Annotated in this window: 22 protein-coding genes and 1 riboswitch; of the genes, 8 read left to right on the forward strand and 14 right to left on the reverse strand. The window is 59.8% G+C overall.

Features of this window, described 5'->3' with window-relative positions:
- Positions 1-104 precede the first annotated feature (104 nt).
- A complete protein-coding gene (mce, locus tag C8D99_RS13295; RefSeq protein WP_133958995.1) occupies positions 105-506 on the reverse strand; it encodes a methylmalonyl-CoA epimerase in 402 nt (133 codons plus the stop codon).
- Between the two features lie 214 nt (positions 507-720).
- Between mce and C8D99_RS13300 the strand changes: the two genes are divergently transcribed.
- Positions 721-1104 (forward strand): hypothetical protein, encoded by a 384-nt coding sequence (locus C8D99_RS13300; RefSeq protein ID WP_133958996.1) that lies wholly within the window; start codon positions 721-723, stop codon positions 1102-1104.
- A gap of 39 nt (positions 1105-1143) precedes the next feature.
- Here the strand turns inward: C8D99_RS13300 and C8D99_RS13305 are convergent, their stop codons facing one another.
- A complete protein-coding gene (locus tag C8D99_RS13305) occupies positions 1144-1602 on the reverse strand; it encodes a universal stress protein (protein ID WP_133958997.1) in 459 nt (152 codons plus the stop codon).
- Positions 1603-1765: 163 nt separating this feature from the next.
- Here C8D99_RS13305 and C8D99_RS13310 point away from each other — a divergent pair, with 163 nt between their 5' ends.
- Entirely contained in the window at positions 1766-2539 is a 774-nt protein-coding gene (locus C8D99_RS13310; protein WP_166670192.1) for a prepilin peptidase, read from the forward strand.
- Here the strand turns inward: C8D99_RS13310 and C8D99_RS13315 are convergent.
- Entirely contained in the window at positions 2472-3323 is an 852-nt protein-coding gene (locus C8D99_RS13315; protein ID WP_133958999.1) for an alpha/beta hydrolase, read from the reverse strand. The genes C8D99_RS13310 and C8D99_RS13315 overlap by 68 nt on opposite strands.
- Positions 3324-3451: 128 nt before the next feature.
- A riboswitch (TPP riboswitch) is annotated at positions 3452-3561 on the forward strand.
- A gap of 55 nt (positions 3562-3616) precedes the next feature.
- Between C8D99_RS13315 and C8D99_RS13320 the strand changes: the two genes are divergently transcribed.
- The 5 genes from C8D99_RS13320 (at position 3617) to C8D99_RS13340 (ending at position 7624) form a co-directional block, all read left to right on the forward strand.
- Entirely contained in the window at positions 3617-4351 is a 735-nt protein-coding gene (locus C8D99_RS13320; RefSeq protein WP_133959000.1) for an ABC transporter ATP-binding protein, read from the forward strand.
- A complete protein-coding gene (locus C8D99_RS13325) occupies positions 4348-5094 on the forward strand; it encodes an ABC transporter permease (protein WP_133959001.1) in 747 nt (248 codons plus the stop codon). The genes C8D99_RS13320 and C8D99_RS13325 overlap by 4 nt, the downstream gene beginning before the upstream one ends.
- Before the next feature lie 44 nt (positions 5095-5138).
- Complete coding sequence (locus tag C8D99_RS13330) at positions 5139-6074, forward strand: ABC transporter substrate-binding protein (RefSeq protein WP_133959002.1); 936 nt, start codon at positions 5139-5141, stop codon at positions 6072-6074.
- Positions 6052-6573, forward strand: a complete 522-nt coding sequence (gene thiW, locus C8D99_RS13335; RefSeq protein ID WP_133959003.1) for an energy coupling factor transporter S component ThiW — start codon at positions 6052-6054, stop codon at positions 6571-6573. Before C8D99_RS13330 ends, thiW begins: the two co-directional genes overlap by 23 nt.
- Before the next feature lie 109 nt (positions 6574-6682).
- Positions 6683-7624, forward strand: a complete 942-nt coding sequence (locus tag C8D99_RS13340) for a hypothetical protein (protein WP_208321194.1) — start codon at positions 6683-6685, stop codon at positions 7622-7624.
- Here the strand turns inward: C8D99_RS13340 and thiE are convergent.
- The 6 genes from thiE to C8D99_RS13370 all read right to left on the reverse strand — a co-directional run bounded on the left by thiE (position 7608) and on the right by C8D99_RS13370 (position 13937).
- Positions 7608-8243: a thiamine phosphate synthase gene (gene thiE, locus C8D99_RS13345; RefSeq protein WP_133959005.1), complete on the reverse strand. Its 636-nt coding sequence runs from the start codon at positions 8241-8243 to the stop codon at positions 7608-7610. The genes C8D99_RS13340 and thiE overlap by 17 nt on opposite strands.
- Complete coding sequence (thiM, locus tag C8D99_RS13350) at positions 8240-9109, reverse strand: hydroxyethylthiazole kinase (RefSeq protein ID WP_274542689.1); 870 nt, start codon at positions 9107-9109, stop codon at positions 8240-8242. The genes thiE and thiM overlap by 4 nt, the downstream gene beginning before the upstream one ends.
- On the reverse strand, positions 9061-9873 hold the full coding sequence (gene thiD / locus C8D99_RS13355; protein WP_133959007.1) for a bifunctional hydroxymethylpyrimidine kinase/phosphomethylpyrimidine kinase: 813 nt from the start codon (positions 9871-9873) through the stop codon (positions 9061-9063). Before thiD ends, thiM begins: the two co-directional genes overlap by 49 nt.
- A 333-nt stretch (positions 9874-10206) precedes the next feature.
- Positions 10207-10830 carry a phosphatidylserine decarboxylase gene (locus C8D99_RS13360; protein ID WP_243833949.1) on the reverse strand — a complete coding sequence of 208 codons (624 nt, stop codon included), beginning with the start codon at positions 10828-10830 and terminating at the stop codon, positions 10207-10209.
- The gene (gene gyrA / locus C8D99_RS13365) at positions 10827-13286 is read right to left on the reverse strand and encodes a DNA gyrase subunit A (RefSeq protein ID WP_133959009.1); all 2460 of its coding nucleotides are present in this window, start codon (positions 13284-13286) and stop codon (positions 10827-10829) included. Before gyrA ends, C8D99_RS13360 begins: the two co-directional genes overlap by 4 nt.
- Before the next feature lie 123 nt (positions 13287-13409).
- The gene (locus tag C8D99_RS13370) at positions 13410-13937 is read right to left on the reverse strand and encodes a nitroreductase family protein (protein ID WP_133959010.1); all 528 of its coding nucleotides are present in this window, start codon (positions 13935-13937) and stop codon (positions 13410-13412) included.
- A gap of 97 nt (positions 13938-14034) precedes the next feature.
- Here C8D99_RS13370 and C8D99_RS13375 point away from each other — a divergent pair, with 97 nt between their 5' ends.
- Positions 14035-14550, forward strand: a complete 516-nt coding sequence (locus tag C8D99_RS13375) for a type 1 glutamine amidotransferase domain-containing protein (RefSeq protein ID WP_133959011.1) — start codon at positions 14035-14037, stop codon at positions 14548-14550.
- Between the two features lie 23 nt (positions 14551-14573).
- On the opposite strand, the gene C8D99_RS13380 is transcribed toward C8D99_RS13375, so the two are convergent.
- From C8D99_RS13380 to C8D99_RS13400, 5 genes are all read right to left on the reverse strand, one after another.
- Positions 14574-15197 carry a TetR/AcrR family transcriptional regulator gene (locus tag C8D99_RS13380; RefSeq protein WP_133959012.1) on the reverse strand — a complete coding sequence of 208 codons (624 nt, stop codon included), beginning with the start codon at positions 15195-15197 and terminating at the stop codon, positions 14574-14576.
- 60 nt (positions 15198-15257) lie between these two features.
- Entirely contained in the window at positions 15258-16919 is a 1662-nt protein-coding gene (gene ilvD / locus C8D99_RS13385) for a dihydroxy-acid dehydratase (protein WP_133959013.1), read from the reverse strand.
- Between the two features lie 36 nt (positions 16920-16955).
- Positions 16956-18245: a TRAP transporter large permease gene (locus tag C8D99_RS13390; protein ID WP_133959014.1), complete on the reverse strand. Its 1290-nt coding sequence runs from the start codon at positions 18243-18245 to the stop codon at positions 16956-16958.
- Between the two features lie 2 nt (positions 18246-18247).
- Positions 18248-18688, reverse strand: coding sequence for a TRAP transporter small permease (locus C8D99_RS13395; protein ID WP_243833950.1), 441 nt, complete (start codon positions 18686-18688; stop codon positions 18248-18250).
- A gap of 81 nt (positions 18689-18769) precedes the next feature.
- On the reverse strand, positions 18770-19741 hold the full coding sequence (locus C8D99_RS13400; protein ID WP_133959016.1) for a TRAP transporter substrate-binding protein: 972 nt from the start codon (positions 19739-19741) through the stop codon (positions 18770-18772).
- Positions 19742-19931 lie beyond the last annotated feature (190 nt).

The following is a 19931-nucleotide window of genomic DNA, read 5'->3' on the forward strand; positions in this document are numbered from 1 at the left end:
TGCTTCGCTATCGCCTTCGGTCCTCCGCCTCCCTGCGCTTCCTCGTGCTTCCTTACCAGCTCTTCGCACAGCTCGTCAATTGTTCGGTGTGACATGAACGGCACCTACCTTTCACTGATTTCCAAAAGAATGCCGCCGGTGGACTTCGGGTGCACAAAAGCTATCTTCGCACCTCCGGCTCCGTACCGGGGCGTTTCGTCAATGAGCCTGATGCCCTTCTCCTTCAGCTCCGCAAGAGCGGCTTCAAGGTTTTCCACCCTGATGGCAAGGTGATGGATTCCCTCACCTTTTTTCTCGATGAACTTGGCCACGGGGCTTTCATCGGAGGTGGCCTCGAGGAGTTCAACTTCAGTATCGCCTATGGGAAGAAAAGCCGTCCTGACTTTCTGCTCCTCCACTTCTTCAACCCCAGTGCACTGGATGCCAAGGGCAGACTGCCAGAATGAGAGAGCTTCGTCGATGGATTTGACGGCAATTCCAATATGGTCTACTACTGTAGGCTTCATTCGTTTTTCCCCTTTCGATAATTTTCATTTGATGAAACAAAAGCACGCGGGCAATATCTTAACAGAAAAGCGAAAGGAAGGACTTTCAAAAAGCATAGAATACTGTATACACCAATCCGCACCCTCTCCATCTACTCCGTCCGGGTTTTGTACCATCTTTATCCGCCTGCGGAAAAATGATATAGTACTATGGAATGGGAGGGAGGAGGACGTAGTGAACCTGGTAACCTGTAAGCTGTGCGGAAGGCTTTTCAGCGCCACCCGCGGAAAAATATGCGTAACATGCCTCGATGAAATCGACGACCTTTACCCGAAAGTCCGGGAGTTTCTCAGGGATCATTCAAAAGAGAAGTACAACGTGGAACAGATTGCCAACGGCATGGATCTGGACATCCGGTATGTCCAGGCCCTTGTCGAACTCGGGTACCTCGACAGAGGAGTCGGCGCGGACCCCGAGGCGGAAGAGGAAAAAAGGCGGAAAGAAGCCCTGGCAAGACAGCTTCAGGCATCACTGGAAAACTCGGCCTCCACGAAATTGCCGGAAACTATGGGGAAAATGTACGGACAGCAGCGCTACGGAACGGGAAAGAAAAAATGAAAAAGGGGGAAGGCCCCGCACCCTTCCCCCTTTTTCTGTTCAGATTATCTGCTGGCCCGGCCTGTAGATGAGCACGGAGCAGTGGGCGTATCTCGCCACGTTCGCCGCCGTGCTTCCGACGACGAGACGCTCGATGGTGCTCTGGCCTCTGTAGCCTATGACGATGAGGTTAAAGTCGTTCTCCCTGGCATAGCTCATAATGACATCCGAAGGGTTTCCTTCCTTGACCACCATCTTGTACTCCACGTTTTCCAGCTCGGGAAGGTCCTCTTTCGTCTTTCTGAAATAGTAATCAAGCTTCTTCCGTGCAATTTCCGCCACTTCCGCGTCAATCTCGGGAGGCAGCCAGGGTTCGTACCCCCGCCAGAGGGTCGGGTGAGGCAGTACGTGGATGAACGCCGCCTCGGCCTTGAGACGGAGCGCCATGGAACATCCGTAGGCGAACACCTCCTCGGACATCTTGCTCATATCGACCGCCACAAGAATTTTTCCGGACATGGGTCTCCCTCCTCACATTCTCTTTTTCAGAGCTTGAAACACAATGTTCCTACTGTAAAATTATACGATATTTCCGGGCAGTTGTTCAATTTTTTTCTGAGAAACCTGTCGAAGTATGCTATAAATGTCTCCATATCCGGTTGTTCCTGGGGGAGGAAATTGCGTGGATTCCTGGCTGGTCGTTCTGTTCTTCACTCTTCTCGGCGCATCCCTGGGCTCTTTTCTGAACGTTGTCGCCGGGCGCAGTGTCGCGGGCACATCCTGGTGGGGCGGAAGCCGGTCCAAATGCCCCCGGTGCGGCGCCGTCCTGTGCTGGAGGGATCTCGTTCCCGTCCTGTCCTGGGTGCTTCTCCGCGGCCGCTGCCGCTATTGCGGCGGCAGAATCGCCTTCCGGTACGCGGGGGCGGAAATCTGCGGTGCCGCCATGGGAGGCCTGCTTGCCTGGCGCTGGGGTCTTTCCGTTTCCCTGCTTCTTTCCCTGGCGGCGGCGTTCGGCCTGTTTCTCAACGCCCTTACCGACCTGGAGGAAGGCTATGTTTTCGATATTTTTCCCCTGGTCATGGGAATCTGCGGTGTTGTCCTCAGGCTTCTGCCCGGGGGAGGCTCCCTTCTCGACGGCTTTCTCGGGGCAGCGGCAGGCTTTGCCGTTATCGCTCTCATCATTCTTCTTTCCAGAGGAGGCATGGGCTGGGGCGATGCCACTCTGACGGCGGGAACGGGGGTACTTCTGGGATGGAAATTCACCCTGCTGACACTGTACCTCGGCTTCATGGCAGGCGGAGTGTTCTCCCTCGCCCTTCTTGCCGCAGGGAAACTGGGAAGAAAAGACGCCGTGCCGCTGGTTCCCTTCCTGGCCCTGGGAGGGGTGCTCACCCTTCTGTTCGGGCCGTGGATCCTTTCCCTCGCAAATATCGATCCAGGGCTGCCCTGGAGATAAGAAGCATCTCCTCGAGGGGTTCCCGGGAGGGAACCCCGTTTTTTTTCCGGAAGGAATGATCCGCCCCCGAAATGATTCGGAACTCCTTTCTGGTTTCCGGGAGGGGAAGCCTGTCGAAAATCCGCCGGGAGGACTCTTCGCTGAAACTTTCGTCCCCGCTTCCGTAAAAAAAGAGGGCAAATTCGGGAGACGCCTCCGATGCGGCCCGGAGGAGCTCCGTTTTGCCGCCGAGACTGTCAAGGATAGGCAGGGAGAGCCTGCCGGAGGCCTCCGGACGTATTTCGTCGCCGCTGCCGGAAATGATGAGGCCGGCCGCCTTTCCTTCCCGGGGAGGAGTCAGCCCGGTTCCGGCGATATAACCTGCCGTTTTGTTCCCTGTGATGAGGACCGAAATCAGCCCCCCCAGGGAAAACCCCCAGAGGACTGGTGATGGAACAGAAAATGTTCGGCAGAGGCATTCGAAAGCGGAGCACGCGTCGAAGACTTCCATAGAGAAGGTTTTTCCCCGGAAAGAGGCTGTGGCCCAGGAAGTCCTGTCGTCGCCGAAGGTTTCCCTGTCCCTTCTCAGCCGGGAGCTTTCGGCGATGCAGGCGGAAATTCCATGGGACGCGAGTTCCCTGGCCAGGAAACCGTACTTGTTCCCCTCCATGGGGGAAGCCCAGCCGTGAACCCCGTGCAGAAGCAGAACCACCGGTGTGTCCGGATCAGTTCCCGCCCGGAAGAAATGCAGGAGAACCTCCCTGTCGCCGAAACTTCCAGGGGCTTTTGCCGTGACATAATCCATCTTTCCGGCCTCCTTCGTCGTTTATGGATAAATTATCCCCGTTTCCGCCGCCGTTTTCAACTTGCCCCCCCATTTTGAGCAATGCCGGGGAAATTGACAAATCCCCCCGAAGAGAGTATCGTACCCGTGACAGCAACTGGGGGAGTCGGCGTGAACCGGCTGAGAGGGGGCTTTTAGGCTCCGACCCCTGGAACCTGATCCGGGTCATGCCGGCGAAGGGAAGTGCGTGTGTTGCAAAAAAAGCAAATGCATGAATACTTCCGCTCCCGGCATTCCCAGCCGGGAGTTTTTTTATGCTTGAAATCAGATCCTTTTCCAAGAGTTTCGACGGCCGCCCCGTGTTTTCGGATTTCTCCCTTTCCGCGGAAAGGGGAAGCTTCACCGTGCTCCTGGGGCCTTCAGGCTGCGGAAAGAGCACCTTCTTCGACCTCCTCATGGGAGTCCTTCCCAGGGACGGCGGCTGCCTTGCCATTGACGGACGGGAGATACCCGACCTGAGAGGCGCGGCGGCCTACATGACCCAGAAAGATCTTCTTCTCCCCTGGAAGACCCTGGCGGAAAACGCCCTTCTGCCCGTGACCGTGAAGCGCACGCCCACGGAAGAGGATCGCCGCAGGACGGAGGATCTCTTTTCCCTGCTGGGCCTCTCCGGCCGGGAGGATTTTTTTCCCGGCCAGGTTTCCGGAGGAATGGCCCAGCGGTGCGCCCTGGCACGGACAATTCTGTTCGACGCCCCGGTCGCCCTCCTGGACGAACCCCTTTCAGCCCTCGACGCCATTACCAGGCGGACCCTCCGGGGACTGCTTCTGCTTTTGCAGTCCCGCTTCGGCAGGACGATCCTCATGGTGACCCACGATGTGGAAGAGGCCCTTTTGCTCGCCGACAGCATCCTGCTGCTCTCCCCCCCTCCGATGAGAATACTGGAGGTTCTGCGGCCGGAGGGAACAAAGGAATCGAGAGAAGATTCCCCCTCTTTCTCCGGAATGAAGCGGAGCATACTGGACCTCCTCCGGGAGGGTTCACGATGAGACAGGCGGCTCTTCCCCTGTTTTTTTTCATCGCTTTCCTGGCTGCCTGGGAAAGCTTCTGCCGCCTGTTCGCCCTTCCGCCCTTTCTTCTGCCCGCGCCTTCACGGGTGGCGCTCGTTCTCGTGACAGAGGCCCCGCTCCTCCTCCGGCACGGGCTGACCACAACCCTGGAAATTCTTCTCGGGATCCTTCTCTCACTGGCGGCGGGCGTGCCCCTCTCCATCGCCATGTTCTTCTCTCCCGCTCTCGAAAAGGCCCTTTCTCCTCTGCTGATCGCCTCCCAGGCGATCCCGGTCTTCGCTGCCGCTCCTCTTCTGGTGGTCTGGTTCGGTTACGGCATGGGAAGCAAGGTGGCCATGGCTGCGGTGATCATCTTTTTTCCGGTCACGGTGACCCTGCTCCAGGGATTCAAGAGCTGCGACCCGGAACTGAAAACCCTTTTTTCCGTCATGGGAGCCGGCTTCCTGACAACCCTGCGCCATCTCTACTGGCCCTGGGCTCTCCCTTATTTCTTCGCCGGCCTTCGGGTCGCCGTCTCGGTGGCGGCCATCGGGGCGGTCATCGGTGAATGGGTGGGAAGCCTGGACGGGCTCGGATTTCTTATGATGCAGGCGAATGCCCGGCTCAGGGTTGATCTCGTCTTTGCTTCCATCGTCGTCCTCTCGGCCGTCAGCCTTTCGCTGTGGGGAGCCGTCTGCTTCCTCGAGAAAAAAACCGTCCGGTGGACGGAAAAGAAACGGTGACGGGGCCCAGCACCGTTACAATCCCTATCTTTGGAGGAAATGTCATGAAACGAAACCGCTCCGTCCTGATGCTCCTTGTCCTGCTGCTCCTCGGATCCCCCGCCGGGGGAGAAGAAAAGCTCAGCCTGATGCTCGACTGGTTTCCCAACGTGGACCATGTTCCCCTCTTCGTCGCCCGCCAGGGAGGCATCTTCCTGAAGCACGGGCTTTCGGTGGAGATTCAGAGTCCCTCCGACAGCGCCGATCCCCTGAAGCTCGCCGCCGCAGGTCATGTGGACATCGCTCTTTCGTACCAGCCCCAGGCGATCATCGCGGCCTCAGGGGGAATACCGCTGAAGGCCGTGGGGCGCCTTGTGGGAAGTCCTCTCTCCACTCTTCTCTTTCTTGACGGGAAGGGAATCTCCTCACCTGCCGACCTCGAGGGAAAGACCATAGGCTATACCGTTCCCGGCATGATGGACCACCTTCTCGATGCCTTCGCTGCCGTCAACGAAATCAGGAGTTTCACGCCCGTAAACGTGGGATTCGTCATTCTTCAGTCCCTGGCGGCAGGCAGGGTCGATGCCGTTATGGGGCCCTTCAAGAACTACGAGCCTGTGGCCATGGAGATGGAAGGGTACACTGCTTCTTTCTTCGAGCTTGAAAAATTCGGCATCCCATCCTATGACGAACTGGTGTTCGTGGCCGGGACAATGATCTGGAACAGGAAAGGGGAAACGATACGGCGGTTCCTCGATGCAGTGGAGGAAGCTCTCGCTTTCACTAAAGCCCATCCGGAGGAGGCCCTGGCCCTCTATTTCGAGGCTGTTCCGGAAGCTCCAAGGGAGATGGAAAGGAAGGCTTTTGAAAAAACAAGGCCCTGGTTCGGACCGGACACCAGGCTCGACGCCGTCCGCTGGAAAACCTTCGCTGAGTTTGCCCTTCAGTGGGGAATGATTGAAAAGGAAGTGAACGTTCATGAAATCGTGGCTGAAAGGTAACGGAAAAGCACGGATCCGAAAGCTGACCTTCACCGGGCTGCTTGTTGCTTCGGGACTGCTTCTTTCAGGGGTTTCTTTCCCCATGGGACCCACCCGGTGCTACCCCTTCCAGCACACGGTGAACGTCCTCGCAGGGGCCGCGCTGGGCCCGTGGTGGGCCGCAGGAGCCGCCTTCGTTACCAGCCTCGTTCGGAACATGACGGGAACCGGCACCCTCTTCGCCTTCCCGGGGAGCATCCCCGGCGCCATAGCGGCCGGCCTGGCCTTCAGGTATTTCGGGAAACCATGGGCAGCCCTGGCCGAACCTCTCGGGACAGGATTTGCCGGGGCGGCGATTTCCGCCTGGATCCTCGGCCCGGCCGTCGGGAAGGCCGCAGGCATGTCTGTGCTGATGGGGGCCTTTCTTGCCAGCAGCGTTCCCGGTGCGCTCCTGGGCATGGGACTGGTCCACGCCCTGGGGAGGACATCTCTCTCCCCGTTTTTCGCAGGAGAGAAATAAACCGGCGGGAACTACTCTTCACCGGGAGAATAAACTCCTTTATAATTCTGGTACTACGGACCGTGAAGAGGAGATTTTCCAGGTGACTGCTGCTCAGCAAATCATACCGTTGAATATTCTGAAGTGCTTTCTTTCCATCAGGAGATCAAAGACGGAAAAAATTACGGCTTTTTTCTACGAAATTCTTTCCCCGGCCGGGGTGTGTACCTCGGGCATAGGTTTTGCCGGCACGGGAGAGGAAGACGAGACCGCCGTCTCCGTGGAATCGGAAATCCGCCCCTTCATCGCCCATACGGAAAAACTGTCGGGCCGCCGGGACGAAACGGGAAAAAAGCTCCCGGCGACCCTTCGTTCATCTCTCGAAGGAATTCTCGGGGAAGTGCTCACTCCCGAGGCGGTGAGAGAGGGCCTTGACAAGGGCGAGGGGGGGAACCGGACCCTGGAGGAGCGGATCAGGGAGGAGATGGCAGCCCGACTCGGCTACAGGGCAACGGCGTACATCAAAACGGAAAGGAAAAATTCCTCCGAAATTGCGGATCTGCTGGGACCGGGGTTCCTCGCCGGAGACACGGCCGCGGCAGAGCAGGATGAAACCGGAGGAGGCATCAGCTTCCTTATCCCCTGCACTCCAAGTATCGATCCCGTAAAAGGCGTACCAGTGGCAGCGCTGGAAAAGGGGGATTGTATTGTCGTCATTCTCCCTTCCGAGGAGTCGCCCCTCCGGGAAAGACTGCGCACCGCCGAACCCGGCTTCGACGGCGCGGTGAGAGCTGAAGTGCTTTCCGTCCACAGGGACCGCCAAGGTAATTTCACCGTACTCACCCGCCTTTCCGACGAGTTCAACGGAGTGGTGACCCTCGAGGGAAATACCAGGCTCCGCAGGGCCCGGCCGGAATCTCCCTCCGGAGAAACGGCGCCGGTTTCCCCCGAACCGAAAGCGGAAAGCGACGGGGAGAACGGACCTCCCATTCCACCATCTGTGCTTCTTCTGCTCGCGGGCAGCGGGGCTGTTCTGCTTACCCTCCTGCTCATGTTCAGGGTTTTCCGCTGAACACCTTCTCCGCCAGCCGCCGGGCTGCTCCGGCAATATCCGGCCTTCCCACGACGGATGACACTACGGCTATTCCATCCACTCCGGCAGAGAGGACTTCGGCTGCGTTTTCCTCGCTGATCCCGCCGATGGCCACCGAGGGAAGGGAAAGGGCTTCACGGATCGCCCTGACGCCTCCTACGCCGATCACGGAAGCGACTGTTTTCGTACCCGTGGGAAAGGCGGCGCCGATTCCCACATAATCCGCCCCCTGTTCCTCGGCCAGCCGCCCCTCTTCCGTGGAGTGAGCCGTCGCCCCGACGAGAAACCCTGCAGGCACGATCCTCCTGACGACCGACACCGGAAGATCTTCCTGCCCAAGGTGCACGCCGTGGGCTCCTGCGGCAAGGGCAATGTCGAACCGGTCGTTCACCACGAAGGCCGCTCCCCTGCTTCTGCAGAGGGCGGAAAGCCTGCAGGCGGTTTCGTACAGTTCCCGGCCGCTCATTTTCTTGTCCCTGAGCTGGATCATGGTGGCTCCGCCGTCAAGGGCAAGCTCCGCCTGCTCTTCGATGGAACGGGGAGCCCCGATCCTGCTGTCGGGGATCACATACAGCTTCAAAGCCTCTCTGAGATTCATGCTCCGCTTCCTCCTTCCGGCGGCGCGCACAGGCGCCGCCCCTGGGACATCAGATCTTCCGGCGAAAGGGATGCAAGCTCGTCCAGCAGCGCCGCCCGGAATGAGCCCGGTCCCATCGCCCTTTCTTCAGCCCGTTCCGCGGCAAGCCGGAGCATGACAATGGCGGCTGAAGCTGCCGCGGGAGCAGGCCCCCGGGAGATGAGCACACCCATGAGGGATCCGAGAAGGCAGCCCCCTCCCGAGATTTTCGCCATGAGAGGACTCCCCCCGGGAAAAAACAGGGCCGACGTTTCGTCGGCAAGGACATCCACCGGGCCCGTGGCGCAGATGAGGGCCCCGGTCCGCCCGGCGAGTGCCCGCATGGCCGGTACGGGAGGGGCGGATTCGCTTCCGGAATCCACACCCCTCACCTCCCCGGGCTCGCCTGCGAGAAGCCGTATTTCTCCGTAGTTCCCCTTTATTACGGAGGGGCTGACGGCTGAAAGCAGCATGTCGACTGCCGCCGTCCTGAAGGTTGTCGCTCCGTAGCCTACGGAGTCGAAGACGATATTTTTCCCCGCCTTCATAGCCCGCTTCATTGCCAGAAGGGCGCTCCCGTCGGGAGTTCCCGTGTTGATCACGAGGGAGTCCGCTGAAGCCGCCAGCTCCGCCGCCTCCCGGGGACATCTGGACATCACGGGGGAGCCTCCGGCGGCAAGGGTCCCGTCCGCCTGGAAGGATGCCGACACGAAGCTGGTGATGGTATAGACCAGAGGGCGCAGCCGACGCACTCGAGCCAGGACCTCTGCCCACGATCGGGGGGAAAGGGCTGCGAGTCCTATTTCTCCGTCCACGGAGGGGTCACCGCATGACCGAGAGGCCCCCACCCAGTACCGGGACGAAAGCCTGATTTCAGGGCAAGGCGGAGATACTGCCTTCCCCGCCGGACCGCTTCCTCGAGGGAGGAACCCGAAGCCAGCTCCGCCGCTATGGCTGCGCTCAGGGTGCATCCCGTTCCGTGGGTATTCTCCGTATGGATGCGGGAGTCGGTGAACCTCTCCAGCCGCCCCCTGCAATAGAATACGTCCGTGACGGAGTCGGCCTGCATCCTGTGGCCTCCCTTCACCAGAACCGCGCCGGGGCCTTTCCGGCCGATGGCTTCCGCCGCCTTCTCCATGTCCTCCACCGATTCTATTGTCATGCCGGAAAGACGTTCCGCCTCGGGGATATTGGGCGTCACCAGGAGCGCCAGGGGAAGAAGCTCCGTCCGCAGAACCTCCACCGCCTCGTCGGCTATGAGGGATGCCCCGCTCTGGGCGATCATCACCGGGTCTACCACGAGATTGCCGACTTTCCACCGCCGTATGCCTTCCGCCACTTCCAGAATTGTTTCCGGAAGGGCCAGCATCCCCGTCTTGGCCGCCCCGACGGGGAAATCGGACCAAAGGGCGTCCATCTGTGCCCGGATCATCTCCCGCGGGACATTCCAGACCGCGCTGACCTCCCGGCTGTTCTGGGCCGTCAGGGCCGTGATGACCGTCATGCCGAACACCCGAAGGGCGGCGCAGGTTTTCAGGTCCGCCTGTATTCCCGCTCCTCCGCCGGAATCGCTCCCGGCGATGGAGACTGTGATTCCCCTGTAGATTTCCATGATTCCACCTCCAAATAAGACAGGAGCCCCTTCAGTCCGCGGGGCTCCTGTCATTTTTCCGTCCTCCCTGAAGCTCGTTCCGGTGACGGCACTCCCTACGCCGGCATTACCCGGATCAGGTAAGGGGTCGAAGGCCCAATCAGCCTTCCTCTCAGCCCGCAGCAGCTCCCCCCGGTATTCTGTTGTCATGTGCTGAGCGGTCTCAGGCTTTCTTTTCCGCCGTCTCGCCGTCTCCGTTATCCCGTGAAAGCCATTTTTCCCGGTCGAACCGGACCAGTTCGCTGGCCACCATGTTCGGAGCGATCTTCCGGAAAGGGAGGCTACCCCCGCTTTCTACGATTTTTCACCGGCCATCCCTCCCAGAACGGTTCTGCCTGCGAAAACTTTTTTTCCCACCGCTGTCTTCAGCTGCACTCCGGCAGGAAGGTAGACGTCGACTTTCGACCCCATCTTTATCATGCCGAACCGTTCGCCCCGGGCGAGCCTGTCGCCCTTCCGGAGCCTGCAGACGATGCGGCGGGCAAGGAATCCCGCGACCTGGACGAGCATCACCGGCCCATGACCGGTGGCAAGTCCCACGCACATTCTCTCGTTGAGTTCCGATGCCTTGGGTTCAAAGGCCATCCACTTCCTCCCGGGAATGTACTCCATCCATTCCACCGTTCCTTCACAGGGAACGCGGTTGACGTGAACACTGAGAGGATTCATGAAAATTCCAACCTTCACCGCCCTGCCCGTGAAGGGATGCTCCGTTTCAACCACCTCCACCACTTTCCCGTCGGCGGGGGAAAGAAATCCGGGCCCGTCGGGAACCCTTTCAGGATCCCGGAAAAACCAGACCACCAGCCCGAGGAGGGGGGCAAGGAACAGCCCCACCATGGGGACGAAATACAGGCTCCCGAGCAGCATGAAGGCGACAAACGCTATCAGCGGATATCCGTCCCGGGCTATTTTCACGGCCTGCTCTCCTCCACGCATTCATCGCCGCAGACCACGCTCACGTCCGCCACGGAATCGCCTTCGTCGAGCCGCACTGTAATAGTTCCCATGGCAGTCCTGCTCAGCCTCGGGATCTCTGCCACGGCGACCCGGATCATCCTTCCCCTGGAGGTGATGACCATGATTTCGTCCTCCTCGGCCACCGCCCAGCTTCCGACGAGCGGACCGGTCTTCCTTCCCAGGTTCATGGCCTTGACGCCCCGGCCGCCCCGGTGGTGAACGGTGAATTCCTCAAAGCTTGTCCTCTTGGCGACGCCCCGTTCGCTTATCACGAGGGCAAGGCGCTCGGAGGTGACCACTTCGCAGCTGATGACGTAATCTCCTTCGTCAAGACGGATTCCCTTCACGCCCCGGGCGGTCCGGCCCATGGGACGGAATTCTTCCTCGGTGACGCGGAGTCCCTGGCCGTTGGCCGTCATGAAGAGAAGCTCGTCCTTCCCCGTGGTCAGCCGAACCTGGGCGATCTCGTCACCTTCGTCCAGGGTCAGAACCCTCTTTCCGGCGCGGTTGAGCCTGGCGATTTCGGAAAGGGGAAGCCGCTTGGAGATGCCCTTCTTCGTGGCAAAGAAAATAAAGCTCTTTCCCTCGAGACTTCTGCCGTACATGGAGACCACCTGTTCTCCCGCATCAAGAGGAACGAGCTTGCCGATGAGCTTTCCCTTCCCCGTCCGGGATTCCGGGATCATGTGCCCCCGGATTGCGAGGGCCCGCCCTGAGGAGGTGAAGAGGTAGATGTCCTTGTGGGTGTTGGTGACCGCCACGAGGGCGATCTCGTCTTCGTCCTGGAGCCCGCTTCCCTTTTTGCCCTTGCCTCCCCTGGCCTGGGTGGAGTACTCCTCGAGGGCCTTCCGGCGGAGATACCCGTCCTTGGAGAGGATGACCACGATATCGTTCTCGGGGATAAGGTCTTCCATGGACACTTCCTCGTAGTTGTCCATGATTTCCGTCCTCCGGGGCCCGCCGAATTTCCGCTTCAGCTCGGAGAGTTCTTCCCTGATGACCCCGTCGAGGGCGGAGCGGTTGCCGAGAATGGTCCGGTAGCGCTCGATATCGGCGAAGAGGGCTGCAAGTTCCGACTCGAGCTTCTCCCGCTCGAGCCCGGTGAGCCGCTGGAGCCGCATGTCCAGGATGGCCTGGGCCTGGGTCTCGGTAAAACCGAGGTGGGAGACGAGGCCGTCCCGTGCCTCCTGTACCGTCTGGGCCCCGCGGATAATGGCGATGACCCTGTCGATCATGTCCAGGGCCTTCACGAGCCCTTCCACGATGTGGGCCCTGGCGAGGGCCTTGTCGAGCCTGAACTGGGTTCTCCTCCGGACCACGTCTCTCCTGTGCTCCAGGAAATGGGAGAGCATGTCCGTGACGGGGAGCTCCACGGGGTGGTTGTTCACAAGGGCGAGGTTGATCACGCCGAAGGTTGTCTGGAGCTGGGTTCTCCTGTAGAGCTGCCGGAGAACAAGTTCCGCGTCGCCGTCCCGCTGGAGTTCGAGAACGATCCGGAGTCCGTCACGGTCCGACTCGTCCCTGATGTCGGCCACGCCGTCAATATGCTTTTCCTGGACGCAGGATGCGATGGTCTCTATAAGGGACGTCTTGTTCACCATGAAGGGTATCTCCGTGATGACCACGGATGTTTTGCCCCGCTTCCCGTCCTCTACGACGGTCTTTCCACGAAGGATGACCTTTCCCCGTCCCGTCCTGTAGGCGTCGATGATGCCGTCCCGGCCGAGAATAATGCCTCCCGTCGGGAAGTCCGGTCCCGGAAGGCGGGCGTAGATTTCGCCGAATTCCCAGTTTCCTTCGGAGTCGATCATATACTCGAGGGCGTCGATCACTTCCGAAAGGTTATGGGGAGGAATGTTCGTGGCCATTCCCACCGCGATTCCCGAGCTTCCGTTCACGAGAAGGTTGGGGACGAGGGAGGGAAGATAGAGGGGCTCCTTGAGGGACTCGTCGAAATTGGGGCCCCACTCCACCGTGTCTTCTTCTATGTCGGCGAGCATAAGCTCTCCCATTTCATAGAGCTTCGCCTCGGTGTACCTCATGGCGGCCGCAGGATCCCCGTCGATGGAGCCGAAGTTTCCCTGGCCGTTCACCAGCGGGTACCTCATGCTGAAATCCTGGGCCATGCGGACCATGGTCTCGTAAATGGCGGAGTCGCCGTGGGGGTGATATTTACCCATGGTTTCGCCTACGACCCTGGCCGACTTCTTGTAGGAAGAGCCCGACCGGAGGCCCAGCTCCATCATGGCGTACAGGATACGCCGCTGGACAGGTTTGAGGCCGTCACGGACGTCGGGCAGCGCCCTTCCCACGATGACGCTCATGGCGTAGTCGAGGTAGCTGTGCTTGATCTCCTCCACAAGGGGAAGAGAGATCACCTTGCCGAAAAGCAGTTCACCCTTTTTTTCTTCCATCTGTCTTCTTCAACCTCCAAAGCCGATCCGCCGTCAGAATAAGCAGGATCTCGGCACAACCCTTTTATTTTACCATGTTCACAGCGGCAGATCAGGTATTTTCCGTCGAGACCGGCCGGAGGTTCACCAGCGGTTGAAACGGACTTTTCCCGCGTCGAATCCTTCGTAGGGCGGTTTCTGTTCCGCACCGAAGCCGAGTGCCGCGATGCCGACGATTTCCACCGAATCGGGCACGGCGAGGATCGGGCGGATTTTTTCGTTCCTGGGGTGCCTGTCCATGACCTTGAGCCAGACTCCCTCCAGCCCGAGCGCCCTGGCAGCGAGAAGAATGTTCTCCAGGGCGGCGGCGCAGTCCTCCACCCAGGCCCGGTCGCCCTCGGGATACCCGGCAGTTTCGGCACAGACGGCTATGGCCAGGGGAGCCTGACGGAGCATTTTTCCCGAGTCGTGAGCCTCGGCAAGGTCGTCCAGAACCTTCCTGTCCTCGATGACGATGAAGACGCATGGCCGGCGGTTGTGGGCCGACGGCGCGGCAAAGCCGCATTCGACGAGGAGGTCCCGGATCTCGGGAGAAACCGGATCCGCTGTGAATTTCCTGATGCTCCGCCGTCCAAGTATCGTTTTGATAACCTGGTTTTCCCGTATCGTCATGATATACCCCTCCGGGTTTATATTTTGTCATTCTATGCTAGACTTGCTTCAGGCGGTTCTTTGGAAGAACCCTTAAACAACGAAAGGAGAGATTTCAGTGTCGAAAAAAGTCGCTGTTCTCGTTGAAGAGAACGTTCATGATCTTGAATTCTGGTATCCTTTTTACCGCATAGCCGAGGCCGGTTTTGAACCGATCGCCGTGGGGCCCGCCGCCGGAAAAGTGTACACAGGCAAACTCGGAACCTCCATCGAGGCGGCCGCGTCTCCCGCGGACCTTTCCCCCTCGGACGTGGCAGGCGTGGTTGTACCCGGCGGCTGGGCTCCGGACCGTCTCCGCACTCACAGGTCCGTAGTGGACTTTGTCCGGGAGGTCAGCGCTTCGGGCGGTGTCGTGGCGGCCATCTGCCACGGGGGGAGCGTTCTCGTTTCTGCCGGCATCCTCAGGGGCGCCAGGGCCACTTCCTACAAGAGCATCCGGGACGACATGGTCCTCGCGGGGGCGGAGTGGGTGGACGAGCCGGTGGTGGTCTCCGGAAAGCTGGTGACGAGCAGAACCCCGTCTGACCTCCCCGCTTTCGGCAAAGCCCTCGTGGAGGCGCTTCAATCAAGGTAGTTCCGGAAGGCGCCTGCTGTTCCTCAGCCCCGCTCGTCACCGGGCGGGGCTTTTCTTTTTTCATAAAAAAGCTCCACCAGCAGGTGGATCGTTTTTTCCAGCCGCTCCCAGGTCTCCTCCCTTGACAGGTCGAGGCCGAGGTAACGCCGCGAAACATCCCGTCTCAGGAGAAGAAAGGTGAAGCCGGCGGTGAGAAGAGCGGCCATTTCGGTCACCCCTTCAGCATCGCCGCTGTGGTCCCGCAGAAGGTCGAGCAGTTCCATCCCCTGCCGGTAGCGGTCATCCGAGGTCCAGGCGGAGACATCCTCCCGCCCGGCGATCTCTCCCCGGAGTATCTGCCTGGCCGCATCCGATTTCTTCAGTTCCCTCAGGTATCCTCTCAGGATGGCGTAGGCCCGTGTCGCGGGGTCTGCCCCGGCTTCACCGCCGGTCTCGAGAATTTCCGACGTGGAAGGCCAGTACTTTCTCCGGGAAAAAAAAGCCCTCATAAGCTGGGGCATGCCACCGAAGTAACGGTAGATGAGCACCTTGTCCACGCCGGCCTGGCGGGCGACCTCGTTCACTCCGAGATGGCCGTACCCCTTTCCCGAAAGGATGGTCCCCACTGCGTCGAGTATGCGGGCTTCCGTTCTCTCCCTTTCTCCCACAACGCTCCCTCCCCGTTAAAAAAAGGGGCCCGGGATCAGGGCCCCTTTGCGGATGACACTCTACTTGCCGAATACGGCCCCCCTGGAGCCCGAAGTGACAACACTCCGGTACCTTTCGAGGAACAGGCTGTCCGTAACGCTTTCAGCGGGTTTCCAGGCAGCCCGTCTCTTCTCCAGCTCTTCGTCCGGCACCGCGAGGTGCAGCGACCGGGAGGGAATATCGATTTCGATGGTATCGCCTTCCTGCACGAGGGCGATGTTTCCGCCGGCGGCCGCTTCCGGAGAGACGTGGCCGATGGATGCGCCCCTCGACGCCCCCGAAAAGCGCCCGTCGGTGATGAGCGCCACGGTCTTGTCCATTCCCATCCCCGCCAGGGACGAGGTGGGCCCGAGCATCTCCCGCATTCCGGGGCCTCCCTTGGGTCCCTCGTACCTTATGACCACCACGTCGCCGTCGTTGATCTTCCGTGCAAGAATGGCCTCGCTTGCCGCTTCCTCGCTGTCGAATACCCGGGCAGGGCCGGAGTGCTTCAGCATGGAGGGGTCCACGGCGGACTGTTTCACCACGCTTCCTTCGGGAGCGAGGTTGCCCTTCAGGATGGCCAGCCCCCCCTGGGCATGATAGGGGTTCTCCAGGGGCCGGATGACATTGTCGTCAAAAACCCGGACTCCCCGAAGGTTTTCTTCCACGGTCCGTCCCGTTACGGTTAGAGGCGTTCCGTCGATCAGCCCTCCCTCGAGAAGGCGGGCCATGACGGCCTGCACTCCTCCGGCCGCGAAAAGATCCTGGATGTGATGGTTTCCCCCCGGGCTCATGCTGCAGATGTGGGGTGTCTTCCTGCTCGCTTCCTCGAATTGGTCAAGGCTGAGCGGTATCCCCGCCGCATGGGCCAGGGCCGGAAGGTGGAGGGCGGTGTTTGTGGAGCCGCCGAGCGCCATGTCCACGGCCACGGCGTTGGCGAAGGATTTAGCGGTGACGATGTCCTTCGGCCGGATATCCTTCTCGACAAGCATCATGATGTGCCGCCCGGCTTCCTTGGCGAGCCGGTCCCTGGCGGAATAGACCGCCGGTATGGTCCCGTTGCCGGGAAGGGCGAGCCCCAGTGCCTCGATCATGCAGTTCATGGTGTTGGCGGTGAACATCCCCGCACAGGAGCCGCAGGTGGGGCAGGTGGTATCCTCAATGGCCCGAAGTTCGTCGTCGGTCATCAGGCCGGCGACCCTCTTTCCGACAGCCTCGAAGATGTTGCTGAGGTCCACGTCTTTCCCGCCGCTGACTCCGGCGAGCATGGGGCCTCCGCTGATCATGACCGTGGGGATGTTCAGGGAAAAGGCCGCCATGGCCATGCCGGGAATGATCTTGTCGCAGTTCGTGACAAGGACAAGGGCATCCAGGGCGTGGGCCCTGACCATGATCTCGATGGAATCCATGATGAGTTCCCTGCTCGGGAGGGAAAACTTCATCCCCTCGTGGTTCATGGCGATGCCGTCACAGACGCCGATCACGGGAAACTCGAGAGGGAACCCTCCGAAGGCGTATACGGCAGCCTTCACGCCCTCGGTGATCCTGTTCAGGTGGACGTGGCCGGGGATGATGGCATTGTAAGGATTGACCACACCGACCCAGGGACGGCTGATCTCCCAGTCGGTATATCCCGAAGCCTTCAGCAGGGACCGGTGAGGAGCCCTTTCCGGACCCGTTTTCGCTTTGTCGCTCCGCATGATGCATTACCTCCTGTTGGTTAGGAAATTGTCTTTTCAGATTCCGGCCGGTCCCCAGACGAGCAGCGGGAGGGACAGGATGATGGACGGAACGTAGGTCACCAGGATCAGGACCCCTATAAGCACCGCCACCATGGGAACGATGGGTTTGCTGATCTGCTCGATGGGAAGGCCGGTGATGGCGCTGGCGACATAAATGTTTATGGCCACGGGCGGAGTGGCCATGCCGATGGCAAGGCCGATGGAGATGAGGACGCCGAAATGGACAAGGTTGCCGCCCACCTGGATGACCGTGGGAAGGAAGATGGGTGTCAGGATGATGAGGGCCGAGGCGGTCTCCATGAACATGCCGGCCAGGAGGATGATCACGGTGATCATCAGGTAAATGAGGATCGTGTTGCCCCCGGCGAATCCGAGGAACACGCGGGCCACGGCCTCGGGAATTTCGTAGAAGGCCAGCCCCCACCCGAAAAGCTTCGAGGTGGCGATGATGAACATGATGAGGGATGACGTAACGCCGGCTCCCACCACGAGCCTGTAGAACTTTTTGAAGTCCATGGATCTGTAGATGAAAAAGGCCACTATCAGGGAATAGTCAACCGCGATGGCCGCCGCCTCCGACGGGGTGAAAAAGCCCGAAAAGATGCCGCCGAGGATGATCACGGGAGTGAGGAGTCCCCAGGATGCTTCCAGAAAGAGCTTCCATTTCTGTCTGCCAGTGGTGGCCTCCGCCGCAGGATACCCCCTCTTTCTGGCGACGTACATGGAGTACGCGATAAGGCCCATCCCCATGAGGAAACCGGGCACAAAGCCCGCCATGAAGAGTTTGGCCACCGATATTCCAGCGATGACGGCATAGAGCACCATGGGGACGCTCGGGGGAATAACCACGCCGATGGTTCCCGACGCGGCAATGAGTGCTGCTGAAAAGTCCACGTCGTACCCCTTTTTCTTGAGCTGGGGAAGCAGGGCGGAGCCCACGGCGGCCGTGGTGGCTGCCCCGGACCCCGAGATGGCGGCGATGAACATGGATGCCACCGTGGAGACGATGGAGAGCCCTCCCCGGAACCTGCCGAGGGTGGCTTCGGCGAAGGCGACGATACGCTCGGAAATGCCTCCCTTGGCAAGGATATCCCCGGCAAGGACAAAAAAGGGAACGGCCACCAGGGCGAAGGATTCGTTGCCCGAGAACATGGTCTGGGGAATCATGGCCAGGGGGAAACCGCTCAGCAGCACGACGAGGAGGCCTGCGGCCCCTATGGCGAGCCCTACCGGAACACCCAGCACCATGAAGACTATGAAGCTGCCTGCAAGAACAAGTCCCATGGTCAGCGCCTCCCCAGGATATCGCCGAATCCGGCGATAAGATGCAGCAGTATGATGCCCCCGATCACGGGATACATGATGTAGACCCACGTCATGGAGATTCCCATGGCAGGAGTGGTCTGCATGGCCTCGCTTTTCATGAGTTCGGCGCCGTAGAAGGCGACGACCGCAAAGAAAAACACGCCCAGGCACTGGACGAAAAAGGAGACGGCTTTTCTGAGGAATTCAGGGAGTTTATTGACCAGAAAGGTCACGGCAATATGGGACCCTCTTTTAAAGCCCACGGCCGCGCCGAGAAGGGATGACGCGACGAGTAGATAGGTGGTGAGCTCCTCGGACCAGATGAGGGCGTCGAAAAAGATGCGGCAGACTATCTGGAGGGTGGTCACAGCAATCATGGCGAGAATCATTCCGAAGAGGACGACCTCGCTGACCTCATTCACTGCATCGCTTAATTGGAGAAGAGGCGAGCGCTTCGTCTCGCCTCTTGCATCGCTGCTATTCCGTTCCATTCCTGCCGCTGCCTACTTCACGGCAAGGATGGCCTCGACAAGGTCTTTGCCGAACTGCTCTTCGTATTTTTCGTACACGGGCTTGACCGCTTCCCTGAACAGGGAGAGATCAGGCTCGGTGACTTCCATGCCCTTGTCCTTGAGGAACTGGAGCCATTCGGCTTCCTTTTCATTGTCGTAGGCCCTGTTATGCTCCGCTGCCGCCTGGGCGGATTCCTGGACGAGCTTCTGGTGCTCGGGAGAAAGCTTGTTCCAGGTGCGCATGCTCATCATGATCACGTTGGGCGCATAGGCATGCCGCGTCAGGGCAAGGTGCTTCTGGGACTCGAAGAGGTTGAAGGCCACGATAACGTTCAGGGGGTTCTCCTGTCCGTCGATGGTCCCCTGCTGGAGGGCGGTGAGGGCCTCGGTCCAGGCCATGGGAACGGCGTTCGCCCCGAGGGCCTTGAAGGAGTCCACGTACACGGGGTTCTGCATGAGCCTGATCTTCAGGCCCTTCATGTCTTCAGGAACGTTGACCGGCTTCTTGCTGTTGGTGAGGTTGCGGAAGCCCCTCTCTCCGTAGGCGAGGCCCTTCCAGCCGAGAGCTTCCATATCGGCGAGCATTCCCCTGCCGATTTCTCCGTCCAGAACCTTGTAGGCCTGCTCCGGAGTGGTGAAAAGGAAAGGAAGGTCAAACACGCCGAACCTGGGCATGAAGTTGATGATGGGCCCGCCGGTGATGATCGCCGAGTCCACCACGCCCATACGCATGCTTTCGAGAAGGTTTCTCTCGTCGCCGAGCTTCGCGTTGGGGTAGATGGTGACCGTCAGCTCACCCTTGCTGCCGGCCTCTACAAGCTCCTTGAACTTGAGGGCGCAGACATGGAACGCGTCGTTTTCGTTCACCACGTGGGCCAGCTTGATGTCGGCCGCCGGCGCGGACGAAGCCGCAAGAACCAGAAGAAGAAAAACTACCGATAAAACCGCTGCGATTCTTTTCATAACTGCTTTCCTCCCATTCCCGATACAGAATATATGAAACTGACGTTCCATTGTGATAAAGCATTATAGACAATGGGGTGAGAATTGCAAGTCTTTTCTCCGTTCCGGCGACGCTCTATTGCCATCCGTCTTTCTGGACAGGGACACCCCCCCATGGTACCATTCCGGTGGTTCCCTTCCCCACCGGGAG

The sequence above is a fragment of the Aminivibrio pyruvatiphilus genome, from assembly GCF_004366815.1.
Taxonomy (GTDB): domain Bacteria; phylum Synergistota; class Synergistia; order Synergistales; family Aminobacteriaceae; genus Aminivibrio; species Aminivibrio pyruvatiphilus.

Excerpts from the sequence above, each read along its gene's own strand:
- mce (WP_133958995.1), bottom strand. The coding sequence starts at position 506 with ATGAAGCCTACAGTAGTAGACCATATTGGAATTGCCGTCAAATCCATC.
- C8D99_RS13305 (WP_133958997.1), bottom strand. The coding sequence starts at position 1,602 with ATGTCCGGAAAAATTCTTGTGGCGGTCGATATGAGCAAGATGTCCGAG.
- C8D99_RS13315 (WP_133958999.1), bottom strand. The coding sequence starts at position 3,323 with ATGGATTATGTCACGGCAAAAGCCCCTGGAAGTTTCGGCGACAGGGAG.
- C8D99_RS13320 (WP_133959000.1), top strand. The coding sequence starts at position 3,617 with ATGCTTGAAATCAGATCCTTTTCCAAGAGTTTCGACGGCCGCCCCGTG.
- C8D99_RS13325 (WP_133959001.1), top strand. The coding sequence starts at position 4,348 with ATGAGACAGGCGGCTCTTCCCCTGTTTTTTTTCATCGCTTTCCTGGCT.
- C8D99_RS13330 (WP_133959002.1), top strand. The coding sequence starts at position 5,139 with ATGAAACGAAACCGCTCCGTCCTGATGCTCCTTGTCCTGCTGCTCCTC.
- thiW (WP_133959003.1), top strand. The coding sequence starts at position 6,052 with ATGAAATCGTGGCTGAAAGGTAACGGAAAAGCACGGATCCGAAAGCTG.
- thiE (WP_133959005.1), bottom strand. The coding sequence starts at position 8,243 with ATGAATCTCAGAGAGGCTTTGAAGCTGTATGTGATCCCCGACAGCAGG.
- thiD (WP_133959007.1), bottom strand. The coding sequence starts at position 9,873 with ATGGAAATCTACAGGGGAATCACAGTCTCCATCGCCGGGAGCGATTCC.
- gyrA (WP_133959009.1), bottom strand. The coding sequence starts at position 13,286 with ATGGAAGAAAAAAAGGGTGAACTGCTTTTCGGCAAGGTGATCTCTCTT.
- C8D99_RS13370 (WP_133959010.1), bottom strand. The coding sequence starts at position 13,937 with ATGACGATACGGGAAAACCAGGTTATCAAAACGATACTTGGACGGCGG.
- ilvD (WP_133959013.1), bottom strand. The coding sequence starts at position 16,919 with ATGCGGAGCGACAAAGCGAAAACGGGTCCGGAAAGGGCTCCTCACCGG.
- C8D99_RS13390 (WP_133959014.1), bottom strand. The coding sequence starts at position 18,245 with ATGGGACTTGTTCTTGCAGGCAGCTTCATAGTCTTCATGGTGCTGGGT.
- C8D99_RS13400 (WP_133959016.1), bottom strand. The coding sequence starts at position 19,741 with ATGAAAAGAATCGCAGCGGTTTTATCGGTAGTTTTTCTTCTTCTGGTT.